Origin of the sequence: Enterobacter sp. A8 (assembly GCF_004296595.1) — a bacterium.
GTDB classification, from domain to species: domain Bacteria; phylum Pseudomonadota; class Gammaproteobacteria; order Enterobacterales; family Enterobacteriaceae; genus Enterobacter; species Enterobacter cloacae.
This window is the reverse complement of the sequence record NZ_SCMF01000001.1, coordinates 414,264-432,358: the sequence shown is the minus strand read 5'-3', so window position 1 is coordinate 432,358 and position 18,095 is coordinate 414,264. Positions and strand designations below refer to the sequence as shown.

Genomic DNA, 18,095 nt, shown 5'->3' with positions numbered 1-18,095 from the left:
AGGGTTTTACGCAATTAACAGTTGATGATTGGCCAGCAGCGTCGCCAGATCCGTCTGGACGCCGTTCAGGGTCACCAGCGTGGTAGGCGAGAACTGACCGCCCGTACCGTCGAGGTCAACCTGGATTTCGGTATTGCTGCCGTTTTGCACCACGCGGATGTAATCGGTGATGTTCCCCGCGCTGCTGTCCAGCGTTGCCACCCCGTTCACATAGCTCGCCGAGCCCGTGCCGGTATAGCCGCTGTCGGAGAGCAGATCGCGCAGGTCGATACGGTCCGTATCCGCCGTGCCTTCCCAGGTGCCGACGGTAAAGCCGTTCACCACATCGTGACCGTTACCGCCCGTGGCATCCGACGCGTTGATGAGCTTATAGAGCAACGTGTCGTGGCCGCCGCTGCCGATATTGAAGGTGTCGTTTCCGCCCCGGCCCTCAAACTGGTTATCACCGCTGTTGCCGGTAATGACATCGTCGAAGTCCGAGCCGTTGATCCCTTCAATGTTCAACAACCGCGTGGTGCCAAACCCGGTGTCCTGCGCCGTGGAGAGGCGTAAATCAACGGTAATGCCGGACGTTGCGTTACGGTAATCCACCACGTCCATCCCACCGGTGTTACTCCAGGTGTCATAGTCGGAATGGGTATTCCAGCCGCCGGAACCGTTATAGGTATAGGTGCCATCCTCTGCGATAAAGGTGTCGTTATACCCGGTGCCGGTAATCGTTCCGCTGTGGCCGCCGGTGGCCGCTTCGGCAGTGAGCACGTAGCCCTCCTTACCGTTGCCCGCCTCCAGGCCGCTCCAGGTGACGTTATCCGACACGCCGTTAGTGATCTTGACGATCTCGGCTGAGTAGGTCTCATTCGGATCCAGCCCGTAGAAACTCACCAGCGCAGAGGTATCGTTCGAGCCGATACCGGACTGGGCGTTGATGATCTGCGAGGCCACCAGCACACCCGCGGCGTTATACAGATTGACCGTGTTGCCGTAGTAAGCGTTGATACCCTCACTGTCGACAATGTGCAGGTGCATCGCGGTGCCGTCGGCAATGGTTTTGCTGTTTTGCACCAGCACCACCTTGCCGTTTTGCTGCGACACCAGCAGATCCTGTGCGCCGTCCCAGTTGTAATCCACCGCAGCCACGCCGGTGACGTTGGCAAGCCCAGACGCCAGCTGGCTCGAGGTCCAGGTGGAACCGTAACCGTTGTTGGTGAACAGGGTTGCGGTTTGTGACGCGCCGTAGGTGCTGAGCTTGATGATGTCCATCTGCCCGTCACCGTTCCAGTCCACCGCCACCGACAGATACCCCGCCGTGGCGTTAGAGGCTTCTACCGCGCTCTTGGTCGTGGACAGCTGCCCTGCACCGTTGTTGTAGTAGATCACCCCGCCGGTGTTGTTGTAGCTGCTGCCCAGGTACAGGTCCATGTAGCCATCGCCGTTGAAGTCCGCCCACGTCATAGAGGCTGCCGTGGTGGTATTCGAGGCGTTAACCACAAACACGTTGGTCAGGTTCTGGCCGATGGAGAGCGTGCCGTTGCCGTTGTTGTTCATCACGGTTAACGAGTACGCGCCGCTGCGGTTGGTGTGCTGCACAATGTCTACGGTGCCGTCGTTGTTCAGGTCGACGCCGGAGATTTCACGCATGGTGGTGAATTGTCCCCAGAAGCCTGCCCCGCCGTTGGTACCGTCTGGTGTCAGCACGCCATTGTTGTTAATCAGATAGGTTATGGAGTCCGCACCCGCATCGCCGTATGCCAGATCCAGATAACCATCCCCGTTTTTGTCGTACGCCACCACGCCGCCGTACCAGATGGTGGTCCCCATCGCCAGCTGGCTGGCGTTATAGGTGCTGCCATCGTAGGTCCACATGACCTGCGTGGAGCCTGCGTAGCCGGTTTCAGTACCGAACACATCCTGTGTGCCGTTTCGGTCAAAGTCTGCGGCCGTCTGGCTGACCACGTAGTAGGAACGCGTGTTGGTCAGCGCATTACCCGCATAAGTGGAGCTATCGCTGCTGGAATAAGACTGGCCGTTAGCAATGATATTCCACAGGCCGCTGCTGTTCGTGCCGACGGTCATGGTCGAGTTATTGCTGTTCCCCGCCGTGGTCGCCCAGTCGGTATTCACGGTGGTGGTATCAATCACCAGGCTGCCGTTGGCAATACCGGTGGTATTACCGTTGCCCGCGCTGCTCTTCACCTGAGCGGTGACGTTATAGCTCGCCACGCCCAGCGCATCGCTGTCCGGGATCTGCAGATACCAGGTGTTGTGATCCGGGTCGACGACGACCGCACCGCCGGTCTGGGAGGTGTAGGTTTTCCCGTTCACCGTCACCACCAGATATTCACCGTTCACCAGGTCTGCGGATACCGTACCGCTGACAATCGGCGTGGTATCGGAGGTGGTCTGGGCGGTAATTGCCGCCGTGGTGGTCGGTACGCTGGTATCGACGTTCAGCACAAACCCGTCCGATTCCGTGTAGTTACCGGCTTTGTCGGTGACGCGCACAATGTAGGTGTGGTTGCCATCGCTCAGGCCGTTGTCCTGGAAGGACCAGCTGGCGCTGCCGTTCATGGTTACCTGACCAAGCAGAATACCGTCGCGATAGAGCTGCACAATTTCGCTGTCGTCCGGGGCGCGGTTCAGCGTGCCGTTGATCAGCGGTGAGGTATCATCCGTCGCCACCGACGTACCGTAAGTGCCCTGACGCTCGCCTTCACCGTCGGTGTAGCTCACCACGGTACCCACGGTGGTTGGCGGCGTAGTATCGACCGTCACCACCTGCGACGCGGTGGAGCCAACGTTACCCGCCTGGTCGATAATCCGCACCTGGTAGGTGTAATCCCCGTCATCCAGATCGCGGGTATCGGTGTAGCTCCAGCGCTGGTTGGTGACTGTGGTGTCAACCCAGGTATTGCCGCCATCCAGGCTGATCTGCACGCGCTCGTCGCCTGCCAGCGCGCTACCGAGCGAACCGTTAATGGTCAACGTGGTGTCCATGGTGATGAAATCACTGCCGGACTGTCCGGTATCGTCGCTGATGCTGTCGATAGTGACGCCGTACTGCGGCGCCTGCGTATCCACCGTTACCACCTGCGACGTGGTAGCCCCGACGTTCCCCGCCTGGTCGACAACACGTACCTGGTAACTGTAGCTATCGTCGGTCAGCGTGCGCGTGTCGTTATAGCTCCACTGCGTGCCGCTCACGGTGGCGTAGACCCAGGTGGTGCCGCCATCCATGCTCACCTGAACGTACTCACCCGCCCCCAGTTCAGCACCGAGCGTGCCGTGCAGGGTGTAGGATGTCGAGCTGGTCAGGAAGTCGTTATTGTCGAAGCCGGTATCCACGGTGATGTTATCCACGCTCACCGTGATCGCCGCATCCGGGGCCACCGTGTCGACGGTGACCTGCTGATGGGCACTGGCACCCACGTTACCTGCGGCATCCACCACGCGAACGTAGTAGTCGTAGGTCTGGTTAGCCAGCGTGCGGCCATCCACGTAGTACCAGCTGTTGCCGGTGACAATCACGTTCTGCCAGGTCACGCCGCCGTCGATGCTGATCTGGGCATATTCCCCGTCGGCCAGCGTCGCGCCGAGCGAGCCGTGCAGCGTCAGCGAGGTATCGCTGGTGATAAAGTCGCTGCTGCTCAGGCCGGTGTCATCGCTGATGCTGTCGATGGCGATCGTTTTGCTGGCGTCCGGCACAACGGTATCGATGGTCACTACCTGGCTTACGGTAGCGCTGATATTCCCCGCATCATCAATGACGCGCAGCTGGTAATTGTAATCCCCGTCGGCCAGCGTACGGCCATCCACATAGGTCCAGCTCAAACCGCTGACGCTAACATCGGTCCAGTTCTGGCCGCCGTCGAGGCTGATCTGGACGTGGTCACCGCTGCCCAGCGCCGCGCCCAGCGTCCCTTTCAGGCTGATCTGCGTATCGCTGGTAATAAAGTCGCTGTCGGACAGACCGGTATCCTGGGAGATGGAGTCAACCGTAATGCTCGTTGCCACAGGCGCGGTCAGATCAATCACCACGTCCTGGCTGTCCGTTGCCCCCACGTTGCCCGCGTTATCGATCACCCGCACCTGGTACTGGTACGTATCGTCCGTCAGAGTGCGGCTATCGGTGTAGCGCCAGGTCGTGCCAGTGACGCTCAGATCACTCCACGTGGCCCCGCCGTCTAGGCTGATCTGCGCCTTCTCGTTGTTGCCGAGCTGCGCGGTCAGGGAACCGTTGATGATAATCTGGCTGTCGTTGGTGATGAAATCACTCGCGCTCAGACCGGTGTCGTTTTGCAGGGAATCAATGCTGATCCCCATCGACGGCGCAGTCAGATCCACGGTAACGGTGTGGTTGTCGCTGGCGCTGTTGCCGATGGTGTTGCTCACCTGCGCGTTAATGACATACGCGCCGCCGTCTGCCAGCGCGGAAACATCTGCGCTGCCGAGCGTATAGCTCCAGCTGCCGTCATTCTGCACGGTCGTCGTATAGGACTTGCCGTTCAGGGTCACCGTCACCGTCTGGCCCGCTGGCGCGTCGGTAGTACCGCTGATCACCAGCGGCGTACCGTGTTCGGCGGCGCTGACGATGTCGTCCTGGGCAAAGGTGTTAATAACGATCGTCGGTACCTCGCCGTTCAGCGTCACGTCGTGCGTGGCGCTGCCCGGGTTGCCCGCCTTATCGCTCACCGAGGCGGTAAGAGTGTAATCCCAGTCGCTCAGGCCAAGGAAATCTCGGCCCGGTACGAAGACCGACCACGTACCGTCTGCCGCGACGGTTGCCTGATAGCTGTGGCCGTTAAAGGAGACGGTCACTGTCTGGCCCTGTTCCGCCGTAGTGGTGCCGCGGATGGTCTGGCCGGCCAGCTGCTCGGCGTTGTTGACAATATCGTCATCGGCCACGGTGCTGATGGTGACGGTCGGCGCAACGGTGTCCACCGTTAAGGTGTGCGTGGTCTGGCCGTTATTACCGGCGTTGTCATTGACCGACGCGGTCACCGTCAGCGCGCCCTGGCTGAGTGCAGCCAGGTCAGTGGCCGGAACATCCAGCGTCCAGGTGCCGTCATCTGCCACGGTGGCAGTGTAGGTTTTGCCGCCCAGGGTCACGGTGACGGTCTGGCCCGCCTCTGCACTGGAGGAGCCGTGCACGGTCAGCGGCTGCTGCGCTTCCGCTGCGTTCAGCACGTCATCGCCCGACAGCGTTGCAATGCTCACCACCGGCGCAGTGGTATCCACGCTGATGCTGTGCGTTGCCGAAGCGCTGTTGCCCGCGCTGTCCTGCGCCGAAACCGCTACCTGATAGTTCGCGCCATCGGCCAGCGCAACCACATCGGCTGCCGGTACGGTGGTGCTCCAGCTGCCGTCGCTCTGAATGGTGGCCGTATAGCTCTTGCCGTTCAGGGTCACGGTCACCACCGTGCCGCTGGCAAACTGGGCACTGGAGCCGTTAATCACCAGAGACGTAGCCGCTTCTGCTGCGTTGATTACGTCATCGCCACTGAGGGTATTAACCGTCAGCGCCACGGAGGCGGTGTTAACCACCACGTCGTGGGTCTGGGTGCTGCTGTTGCCCGCGCTGTCGGTGATGGTTGCGCTGAGGGTCACGGTGCCGTCATTGAGCGCAGAAATCACGCTCGCCGGTACGCCCACGCTCCAGTTACCGCTGGCATCAACGGTGGTAGTGTACTGGTTTGAACCCAAGGTGATGACGACCTTATCGCCTACGTTCGCGCCGGTGGACGTGCCGCTGACGATCTGCGCCTGCGCATGTTCCACGCTGTTGATGACATCATCGCCCGCCACCACGTTAAAGCTGACGGTCGGCGGTGTGGTATCCAGCGTAATCGCTTTGTTCGCGCTGCCCGGGTTACCCGCCGTATCGCTGACGCTCACCTGCACCGTATAGCCATTATCAGCCAGTGCGGACAGATCGGCGGAAGGTACGTTGACGCTCCAGGTGCCATCCGGTTGTACCTGGGCGGTATAGCTGTTGCCGCCCAGCGTCACGGTAACCGTCTGCCCGGTTTCTGCCGTGGTCGTGCCGGAGACAGTCACACCAGCGGATGCTTCGCTGCCGTTAATAACGTTATCGCCTGCAACCGTATCAATGGTGACGCCTGGCGCGGTGGCATCCACGCTGTACTCACGCCCTGCGGACGCGCTGTTGCCGTGCGCGTTGGTGACGCTCACCTGCACGCTGGCATCGCCGTCTTTCAGGCCCGCGAGATCCGCGGACGGCACGGTGGCGGTCCAGTTGCCGTCGGCATCGACGGTGGCGGTATAAGACTTGCCGCCAAAGGTGACGGTAACGGTCTGGTTTTCTTCCACGTTGCTGGTGCTACCGGAGAGCACCAGATCCGCACCTTTCTCCGCCGCGTTAATCACGTCGTCAGCGGCGATGGTGTCAATGCTGATGGCGACCGCGGTCAGATCGACCGTGACGTCATGGCTGATGGTCACCGGGTTGCCTGCTGCGCTCTGGCCTGCAACGGTGACGGTGACCGTACCAGCAGCCAGCGCCCCGACGTCTGCGGCCGGGATCGCCGCGCTCCACGTACCATCTGCCAGCACGGAAGCCGCATAGGTTTTGCCATTCAGGGTCACGGTGAGCGTTGTGCCCGCCGCCAGCCCGTCGCTGGAGCCGGTGACAATCAGGTTCTGACCATGTTCGATGCTATTGATCACATCGTCGCCCGCCACGGTGTCCACACGCAGACCCGGCAGGTTGGCGTCGATGGTGATATCGCGTTCGCCCGTACCGGTGTTGCCGTGGCCGTTGGTGACGGTCGCTGATACCGTTAAATCGCCGTTGCCCAGCGCGGTCAGGACCGACTCCGGAACGCTCACGGACCAGCTCAGATCGCTCTGCACCGTCGCGGTGTAGCTGTTGCCGCCAATCGTCACGGTTACGGTGTTGCCCGCTTCGGCATTCGCCACGCTGCCGCTGATGGTCTGGCCTGCCGCCACTTCTGCTGCGTTAATCACGTTGTCGCCCGCCACGGTATTAATGGTGACGGTCGGCAGTGCGGTGTCGACCAGCAGGTTCGCCGTATTGCTCACGCTGTTGCCCACGCCGTTGGTGGCGGTCGCGTTCAGGGTGTAGTTCGCATGTCCCAGCCCCGCCAGGTCGGCGGCCGGAACCGTCAGGCTCCAGGTACCGTCTGCCGCCGTGGTGGCCGTGTAGTTTTTACCGTTCAGGGTCACGGTCACCACGGTGCCTTCTGCCAGGTTGGCGCTGGTGCCGCTGACGTTCAGATCCTGGCCTTTCTCCACCGCATTCAGGATGTTGTCATCGCTGATAGTGTTGAAATTAACCGAAGGCAGACCGGTATCGACGGTCACGCTATGGGTGCCGGTGCCGGTATTGCCCGCCGCGTCAGTGACGGACGCAGTCACGGTCACGCTGCCGTCGCTGAGGCCGGAAATGACGCTGGCCGGTACCCCCACGCTCCAGTTACCCGCCGCGTCCAGCACGGTGGTGTAGCTCTGGCCGCCAATCGTCACGGTGACCTTATCACCCGCCGCCGCGCCGGTGGCTATGCCGCTGATGATTTGCGCCTGGCCGTGTTCTGCGATGTTAATGACGTTATCGCCCGCGATGGTGCTGATGGTCACCTGAGGCACGGTCATGTCCACCGTCAGATTATGATTAACCGACGCCGGGTTACCCGCCTTGTCGCTGACCGATGCGGTGACGGTTACGCTGCCGTCGCTGAGCGCCGCCAAATCCGCCGCCGGGACGTTCAGCGTCCAGTGACCGTCTGAACCGACCGTTGCGGTGTAATCCTTGCCGTTCAGGCTCACGGTCACCGTCTGGCCCGCTTCCGCGGTACTGGTGCCGGAGACGGTCAGGTCAGACTGTGCTTCTGCCGCATTAAGAATGTCGTCCGTCGCCAGGGTGTTAATGGTCACGGACGGCGCGGTGGCGTCCACGCTGTACTCGCGACCCGCCGACGCGCTGTTGCCATTGACGTTGGTAACGCTCACCTGCACGCTGGCGTCGCCGTCTTTCAGACCGGCAAGATCCGCCGCTGGCACGGTGGCGGTCCAGTTGCCATCGGCATCGACCTGCGCAGTATAGATTTTACCGCCCATGCTCAGGGTGACGGTCTGCCCGGCTTCCACGTTGGTGGTGGCGCCAGAGAGCACCAGATCCAGGCCCTTCTCCGCCGCGTTAATCACGTCGTCGGAGGCAATGGCATTGATGCTGATGGCCACCGTTGCCAGATCCACGGTGACATCATGGCTGATGGTAATTGGGTTACCCGCCGTACTGTCGCCGGTGACGCTGATCTTCACGGTGCCTTCCGGCCACGTGCTCACGTCCGCCGCCGGGACCGCCGCGCTCCAGGTGCCGTCCGCCAGCACCGTTGCGGAATAGTCTTTCCCGTTGACGGTCACGGTCAGTGCGGTGCCTGGGGTCAGCCCGTCGCTGGAGCCGGTGATAATCAGGTTCTGGTTGTGCTCAATGGTGTTGATCACATCATCGCCCGCCACGGTGTCCACACGCAGGCCCGGCAGGTTAGCGTCGATGGTGATGTCACGTTCGCCCGTACCGGTGTTGCCGTGGCCGTTGGTGACGGTCGCGCTCACGCTCAGACTGCCGTTGCCGAGCGCGGTCAGAACGTCGGACGGCACGCTTACGGACCAGCTCAGATCGCTCTGCACCGTCGCGGTGTAGCTGTTGCCGCCAATCGTCACGGTTACGGTGTTGCCCGCTTCGGCATTCGCCACGGTGCCGCTGATGGTCTGGCCCGCCGCCACTTCCGCCGCGTTAATCACGTTGTCGCCCGCCACGGTATTAATGGTGACGGTCGGCAGTGCGGTGTCGACCAGCAGGTTCGCCGTATTGCTCACGCTGTTGCCCACGCCGTTGGTAGCGGTCGCGTTCAGGGTGTAGTTCGCCTGACCCAGACCCGCCAGATCGGCGGCCGGAAGCGTCAGGCTCCAGGTACCGTCTGCCGCCGTGGTGGCCGTGTAGTTTTTACCGTTCAGGGTCACGGTCACCACGGTGCCTTCTGCCAGGTTGGCGCTGGTGCCGCTGACGTTCAGATCCTGGCCTTTCTCCACCGCATTCAGGACGTTGTCATCGCTGATGGCGTTGAAATTAACCGAAGGCAGACCGGTATCGACGGTCACACTATGGGTGCCGGTGCCGGTATTGCCCGCCGCGTCAGTGACGGACGCAGTGACGGTCACGCTGCCGTCGCTGAGGCCGGAAATGACGCTGGCCGGTACGCCCACGCTCCAGTTGCCCGCCGCGTCCAGCACGGTGGTGTAGCTCTGGCCGCCAATCGTTACGGTGACCTTATCGCCCGCCGCCGCGCCGGTGGCAATGCCGCTGATGATTTGCGCCTGAGCGTGTTCTGCGATGTTAATGACGTCATCGCCCGCGATGGTGCTGATGGTCACCTGAGGCACGGTCATGTCCACCGTCAGATTATGATCAACCGACGCCGGGTTACCCGCCTTGTCGCTGACCGATGCGGTGACGGTCACGCTGCCGTCGGCTAAACCTGCCAAATCCGCCGCCGGGACGTTCAGCGTCCAGTTACCGTCTGAACCGACCGTTGCGGTGTAGTCCTTGCCGTTCAGGCTCACGGTCACCGTCTGGCCCGCTTCTGCGGTGCTGGTGCCGGAGACGGTCAGGTCGGCCTGTGCTTCTGCGGCGTTGAGTATGTCGTCAGTTGCAAGGGTGTTGATGGTCACGGACGGCGCGGTAGCATCCACGCTGTACTCGCGCCCTGCGGACGCGCTGTTGCCGTTGACGTTGGTAACGCTCACCTGCACGCTGGCGTCGCCGTCTTTCAGACCGGCAAGATCCGCCGCTGGCACAGTGGCGGTCCATTTACCGTCTGTCCCCACGGTGGCAGTGTAGCTCTTGCCGCCGAATGTAATCGTGACGGTCTGGTTCGCTTCCACGTTCGAGGTGTTGCCGGAGAGCACCAGATCCGCGCCCTTCTCGGCCGCATTAATCACGTCGTCGGTGGCAATGGCGTCAATGCTGATGGCGACGCTTGCCAGATCCACCGTGACATCGTGGCTGATGGAGACCGGGTTACCCGCGCTGCTCTGACCTTCAACGGTCACGGTGACCGTGCCTGCAGCCAGCGCCCCGACGTCCGCCGCCGGAACCGCTGCGCTCCAGGAGCCGTCGGCCAGCACCGTCGCCGGGTAGGTTTTGCCGTTCACGGTGACGGTTAATCCCGTACCCGGCGTCAGACCGTCGCTGGAGCCGGTGATAATCAGGTTCTGTCCGTGCTCGATGGTGTTGATCACATCATCGCCCGCCACGGTGTCCACACGCAGGCCCGGCAGATTGGCGTCGATAGCAATATCGCGCTCAGCGGAGCCGCTGTTGCCCACATTGTTGGTTACGCTGGCGCTCACCGTCAGTTCGCCGTTGCCCAGCGCCGTCAGATCGGATTGCGGTACGTTGACAGACCAGGTGAGATCGCTCTGCACCGTGGCCGTGTACGTGTTGCCACCTAACGTCACGGTCACGGTATTGCCCGCTTCGGCATTCACCACGGTACCGCTGATGGTCTGCCCGGTTGCCAGCTCTGCCGCGTTAATGACGTCGTCACCCGCGACGGTATTGATGATCACGCCCGGCAGAACGGATTCCACGTTCACGGTGTGCGAGGTACTGGCACTGTTGCCGACGCTGTCCGTGGCTGACGCGGTGACGCTGTAAAGCGCTTCACCCAGTTGCCCCACCTCGCTCGCCGGAACGGTGGTGCTCCAGAGACCGTTATCATCCACCGTCGCGCTATACGCTTTGCCGTTGAGCATCACGGTAACAACCGCACCTGCCGTCAGGCCGGTGGCCGTACCGGTAATGGTCAGATCCTGCGTTTTCTCGGTGCTGTTGATCACATCATCACCGGACACGGTATCGATGGTCAGCACCGGGGCGGTCAGGTTCACCTCCACGTCATGGGTCGCGCTATTGCTGTTACCGGCTTTATCAGTCAACGCGGCGGTGATGGTGTAATCGCCCGCGGTCAGCGCACTGACGTCCGCCGCAGGTACCCCCACGCTCCAGTTGCCTGAGGCATCCACGGTGGCGGTATACGATTTGTTGTTAATGGTGACGGTAACCACATCGCCCGCTTCGGCGCCGGTCACGGAACCGGTCACCATCAGGGCCTGCGCATGCTCGGCACTGTTGATCACGTCGTCGTCGGACACGGTGTTAATGGTCAACTGCGGAACCGTGATATCCACCAGCACGTCGCGATCCGCAGAGGCCGGGTTGCCCGCTTTATCGGAGACAGCGGCACTGATGGTGTAGTTGCCGTCCACCATGCTGCCCAGGTCCGCAGACGGCACGGTGACGCTCCAGCTGCCGTTGGCCTGTACGGTGGTGGTGTAACCCACGCCGTTCAGGGTCACGGTAACGGTCTGGCCCGCTTCGGCGTTGGTCACGCCGTTGATGTCCAGATCCTGCTGCGCTTCAAGCGCGTTGATGATGTTGTTATCGCTGACAATCTCAATAGAAACCGTCGGCGCGGTAGCATCCACGCTGTATTCGCGGCCTGCCGACGCGCTGTTGCCATTGACGTTGGTGACGCTCACCTGCACGCTGGCGTCGCCATCTTTCAGGCTACCCAAATCAGCCGATGGTATGGTGGCCGTCCAGTTGCCGCTGGCATCTACGGTGGCGGTGTAAGACTTACCGCCGAAGGTGATGTAAACCGTCTGGTTTTCTTCCACGTTAGTGGTGGAGCCGGACAGCACCAGATCCGCCCCTTTTTCTGCCGCATTGATCACGTCATCGGTGGCAATGGCGTCAATGCTGATAGCCACGGTCGCCAGATCCACGGTCACGTCATGGCTGATAGTCACCGGGTTACCGGCGCTGCTCTGGCCGTCAACGGTCACGGTGACCGTGCCCGCATTCAGCGCGCTGACGTCTGCGGCAGGGATCGCTGCCGCCCAGGTGCCGTCTGCCAGCACCGTGGCCGCGTAGGTTTTACCGTTGACGGTGACCGTCAACGCCGAGCCAGCGCTCAGCCCCTCGCTGGTACCGGTGATAATCAGGTTCTGCCCGTGCTCGATGCTGTTAATCACATCGTCGCCCGCCACGGTGTCCACACGCAGGCCCGGCAGGTTGGCATCAATGGTGATGTCACGCTCGCCATAACCGGTGTTGCCGTGGCCGTTGGTGACGCTGGCCGTCACGGTCAGGTCCCCGTTGCCGATGGCGGTTAACACGTCAGACGGTACATTCACCGACCAGCTTAAATCGTCCTGAACGGTTGTCGTATAGTTGTTGCCGCCAATGGAAATCGTGACAGCGTCACCGCTCGCGGCACCGCTCACTTTCCCGCTCAGCGTCTGGCCAGACGCCACTTCCGCAGCGTTGATGACGTCGTCGCTGGCAACCGCATTAATGGTGACAACCGGCAGCGCGCTGTCCACCAGCACGTTATGACTTGCGTTCGCGCTGTTGCCTGCCGTATCGGTCACGCTCGCCGTCACGGTGTAATTGGCTTCACCCAGCGCCGAGACGTTGGCTGCCGGAACGGTCACGCTCCAGTTGCCGCTGGCGTCGGTGGTGGCGGTATAACTGATACCGTTCAGGGTTACGGTGATGGTGGTGCCGTCCGGCTGATTGCTGGTGCCGGAGAGCAGCAGATCGTCGCCCTTTTCGATCGCGTTAATCACGTCATCGCCCGCAAGGGTGTTGATGGCGATAACCGGCGCGGTCAGGGAGACCGTAACATCATGCGTGGCGGTGGTGCTGTTGCCCGCTTTATCGGTGAGGGTTGCCGAGAGGGTCTGATCGCCGCTTACCAGCGCGCCGACGTCCGTGGCCGGAATGCCGGTGCTCCAGTTCCCGGAGGCGTCCAGCATGGCGGTGTAGTCTTTGCCGTTGAGGGTGACGGTAATCACGTCTCCCGCCTGGGCACCCGTGACCTTACCTGAGACGATCAGCGCCTGGCCGTGTTCGGCGATATTCAGGATGTCATCACCCGCCACAACGTCAAACACGATCTGCGGCACGGTGGTATCCACCAGCACGGCCGCATCGGTGCTCGCCGGGTTGCCGGCTTTATCAGAAACGGATGCCGTGACCGTGGCATTACCGTCGGCGATGCCCGCCAGATCGGCCGCCGGGACGTCGAGCGTCCAGCTGCCGTCTGCCTGCACCTGCGCGGTATAGGTGTTGCCATTGAAGGCCACGGTCACCGTCTGGCCCGCTTCGGCGGTGGAGGTACCGCTGAGGGTCAGATCCTGCGCCGTCTCTGCCGCATTCAGGATATTGTCACCGCTGATGGTATTGAGGGTGACCGTCGGCGCGGTGGTATCCACGCTGTACTCGCGCCCCGCCGATGCGCTGTTGCCATTAACGTTGGTCACGCTCACCTGCACGCTGGCATCGCCGTCCTTCAGGCTGCTCAGATCCGCTGCCGGAACGGTGGTGGTCCAGTCGCCGTTGGCGTCTACCGTCGCCGTATACGTTTTCCCGCCCAGGGTAACGGTCACGGTCTGTCCCGCCTCAACGTTGGCCGAGGTGCCGCTGAGCACCAGGTCTTCGCCTTTTTCCGCCGCGTTCAGCACGTTGTCAGCGGTCACGCTGTTAATGCTAATGGCGACCGGGCTGAGATCCACATCAACGACGGTGCCAATCGTGACCGGGTTGCCGGAGGAGTCCTGCGCGCTGGCGCTGATGGTCAGTGAACCGTCAGCCCACTGGGAGACGTCCGCCGCAGGCACGGCCGCCTGCCAGGTGCCGTCTGCCAGTACCGAGGCGGAATAATCCTTGCCGTTAATGGTGACGGTAACGGTGCTGCCTGCCGCCAGATCGGTGCTGGTTCCCGACACAATCAGGTTCTGACCGTGCTCGATGATATTGATGACGTCATCGCCTGCGACCGTATCAATACGCAGGCCCGGCAGCTGGGCGTCGATGGTGAAGTCCAGCGAGGAAGAGCCGGTGTTGCCGTGCACGTTGGTGACGCTGGCTGATACGGTCAGTTCGCCGTTGCCAAGCGCGGTTAACTGGCTCTGGGTTAACGGCAGGCTCCAGGTGAGATCGTCCTGAACCGTGGTGGTATAGGCCTGGCCGCCGAGCATAATGGTGACAGTGTCACCTGAAGCGGCATTGGTAACCTTACCGGTCAACGTCTGCCCCGCGGCCACTTCCGCCGCGTTAACGATGTTATCGCCCGCCAGCGCGTTGATGGTCACAACCGGCAGCGAGCTGTCCACCAGCACATCGTGCGTGGTTGAGGCGCTGTTGCCCACGCTGTCGGTGACGCTGGCAGTCACGGTGTAATGTGCCTCGCCCAGCGCGCTGACCGCAGAGGCAGGTACGGTGACGCTCCAGCTGCCGCTGGCGTCGGTGGTCGCGGTGTAGGTGATGCCGTTAAGGCTAACGGCAATCGTCGTCCCTTCCGGCTGGTTGCTGGTCCCGGAAAGCAGCAGATCCTCGCCTTTCTCAGTCGCATTGATCACATCATCCACCGCCAGGGTATTGATAGCAATTTCCGGCGTCACGGTGTTGACCACTACGTCCACTGTGCTACTGCCGGTATTACCGGAGCGATCGGTCACCGAGACGTTAACGGTCCAGGTCCCGTCTGTCAGACCCTGTACAACGGAGGCTGGCAGGCCGAGGCTCCAGTTCCCCGCCGCATCCACCACGGTGGTGTACTCCACGTTATTCAGGGTGATGGTCACCAGGTCACCCGCTGCCGCACCGGTGACCGACCCGCTCAGGATCTGCGCCTGTGAATGTGCGAGCTGGTTAACGGTATTGGTGTCGGTGACAAAATCGTTAATGGTTACCTGCGGGACGGTCGCATCCACCAGCCCAACGCGGTCTGCGCTGCTGCTGTTGCCTGCCACGTCACTCACGGTTGCCGTTACCGTGACGGTGCCGTCGGTCAGAGCGCCGAGATCCGCAGCCGGTACGTTCACCGTCCAGGTCCCGTCACTCTGGACCGTGGTCTGATAGTGCTTGCCGTTCAGCGTAACGGTAACCGTCTGTCCCGCCTCAGCATTGCTGCTGCCGCTTAAGATCAAATTCTGCTGCGCTTCGGCCGCATTAATGATGTTGTCGTCGGTCAGGTTATCGATCGTAATGGACGGCGGTAAGGTATCCACGGTCACCACGCGCGACGCGTCGGCGCTGTTGCCGCTGACGTTCGTCACGCTGACGCTGACCTGCGCGCGTCCGTCAATCAGCGTCTCCATGGCGCTGGCCGGCACGGTCAGGCTCCAGGAGCCATCCTGCTGCACCTGCGCGGTAAAGGTCTGGTCGGCGAATTTCACCACCACGGTCTGCCCGGCCTCTACGCCCTGCGTCTGGCCCGACAGCACAAGATCGGCACCTTTTTCAGCCGCATTCAGCATGTCATCGCTGCTGACGGTATCGATGGTCACCGCCACGGCGTTCAGATCCAGCTCGATGGGGTGCTCAGCTGAAACGGTATTTCCCCAGGCATCTGTCGCGCTGACGTGAACGGTGATATCTCCGGCCGTCCAGCCCTGCAGATCGGACGCCGGGACGCCGATTTGCCAGCTGCCGTTGGCGTTGACCACGGCGGCATACTCGACGCCGTTGATGGTGACGGTGACGTGCGTGCCCGCTGCCAGGTGGGTACTGGAACCGGTCACGGTCAGATCCTGCTGCTGCTCGATGGCGTTGATCACATCATCGCCAGAAATGGTATTCACCCGCAGGCCAGGAAGCTCGGCGTTGATGTTGATATCACGCTCGCCGCTGCCGGTGTTGCCGTGGGCGTTGGTGACAGAAGCGGTAAAGGTTAACGCCCCGTCGCCAAAGGCCTTCAGATCGGCGGACGAAATGGTCACGCTCCAGGTCAGATCGCTGCCTACTGTAGCGGTGTAGCTCTTACCGCCCACCGAAACAGAGACCGTGTCGCCCGCCGCCGCGCCGGTGACGCGCCCGCTCAGGGTTTGATCCACCGCCACTTCAGCATTGTTGACCAGGTTGTCACCGGCGAAGGTATTGATAATCACCTGCGGCAGCACGGTATCCACCAGCAGCGTCGCTTCGGCGGAGCCGCTGTTACCGGCGGCATCGGTGCCGCTCACGCTGACGGTGTACAGGGTGTTCGCCAGGTTCAGAACGTCAGACACCGGCACCTGAACTGACCAGATGCCGTTATTAACGGTGGCCTGATAGCTCACGTTATTCAGCGTGACGTTTACCACGCTGCCGTCTGGCAGGTTGCTGGTGCCGCTCAGGCTCAGCGGCTGCATCGCCTCCTGCGCGTTCAGCACGTTATCCTGGCTGATGGCATTCAAGGTGAATTCCGGTGGGTTACCGCTCAGGGTAATGCCGTGGGTGGCGTTACCGGTATTGCCCGCCGCATCGGTCACCGAAACCGCAATGCTGTGGTTACCTTCCCCCAGCGCGCCAATGACTGACGCCGGTACGCCTACGCTCCAGCTGCCGTTCGCCTGCACCACGCCGGTAAAGCTCTGGCCGCCAACGGTCACGGTGACCACATCGCCTGCTGCGGCTCCGGTCGCCTGGCCGGAAATAATCTGCGCCTGGCCCTGCTCGCTGGTGTTGAGAATATCGTCGCCCGCGACGGTATTGATGGTCACGACCGGGGCGACAGTATCCACGGTGAAATGCGCCTGGGTGGATGACCCGTTCCCGGCTTTATCGCTGACGTTCACCGTCAGGGTGTGTTCACCATTCGCCAGCGACTGCACCTCGCTGGCTGGCAGCGTGACGGACCAGGTACCGTCGCTGCCCACCGTGGCGGTATGGTTTTTACCGTTCACTGTCACCGTGACAATCTGACCGGCTTCCGCCGTGGTTTTCCCGCTCAGCGTCAGCGGCTGATGGTGTTCAGCGGCATTGATAATATTGTCCTGCGCGACAGTATCGACCGCGATGGTCGGTGCCGCAGTATCCACGCCAATCGTCTGACTGCCGTTCACGGTATTGCCCGCCGCGTCCTTGCCGCTGACGTTCACCGTCCAGGTGCCGTCGCCCAGCGCCTGCGCATCCGCCGCAGGCACCTTCACGCTCCATGCGCCGTTTGCACCCACCTCAGCCGTATAGGATTTGCCGTTCAGCGTAACGGTCAGCTCTGTTCCCTGCGCCAGGTTCTTGCTGGCACCAGAAAGCGTAAAGCCTGCGGACTGCTCGCTGGCGTTGATGACGTTATCCCCCGCCGTGGTTGCCAGCGTCACGCTCGCCACGGCAGTATCAACGGTCACGGTGATGCTGCCTGCGGAGGTCGTTTTACTGCCGTCGAGCTGCACGACTGACCAGGTATGTTCCCCGTCTGTCTGGGTCGGCAGTTTTACCGTCCAGGTGCCGTCTTTACTGACCATCGCGCTGGCAAGCGTATTGCCGCTGCTGTCTTTGATCTGAATGGTCGCGCCCGGTTGCCCGGTACCGCTAAAGGTTGGCGTGTTATCGTCGGTGATCGCATTTGCACTCAGCACGCCCTGCTTGTCGCCCGCAAGATCGGTGAGCATGAAGGTTGGCGTTGCGCTCTCAACTTCTTTCGTATTATCAATAACTTTTGTTTTTGTTTCGCCGTCACCACCGTGAGCCAGCAGTGCCCCAATAGCACCGCCGCCTAACGCCGCCCCCGCAATCCAGCCCCATGGCGCATCGCTCAATATGCTCTCCTGGGTCAGGAAAGGTTCAATGCTGCTAATCGGTGTGGCTTGCGCGGTTAATTCAGTAACGGCTGCGCCTGACGCTTCCCCGGCATCGGCAAAAGAGATATGTGTTAATTCCTGATTATCGTTAAATACCAGTTCAGACTGGTTATGGGTTTCAGGATCTTCAACGAAATAGTTATTGCAGCGAATAACGCTGCCATCTTTCATATAAATGAGAAGGTCTTTCCCCTGGCGGACGTAACGCACCACGTCCTGTGCAGAACCCTGGATTTCAATCACGCTCGGAGAGGAAATGGAGACCGACAGATTTCCTTCGCCGGTTAATTTCGTTTTCTCCGCTGTCTTGCGAATGATGACATCTACAACTTTTACGTTACTCATATTTCTCTCCTTGCAGGTGCTCGGATTCCTGTGGATATGTCCACCAGATGGATGTAGCTATCCCTGGGAAATTTCACCCATTA

At 61.4% G+C, this 18,095-nt stretch carries 1 protein-coding gene; it reads right to left on the bottom strand.

The genetic code is table 11. The annotated features are described in order from the left end of the window. Nucleotides 1–6 precede the first annotated feature (6 nt). Entirely contained in the window at nt 7–18,012 is an 18,006-nt protein-coding gene (locus EQV24_RS02040) for an Ig-like domain-containing protein (RefSeq protein WP_130626089.1), read from the bottom strand. Nucleotides 18,013–18,095 lie beyond the last annotated feature (83 nt).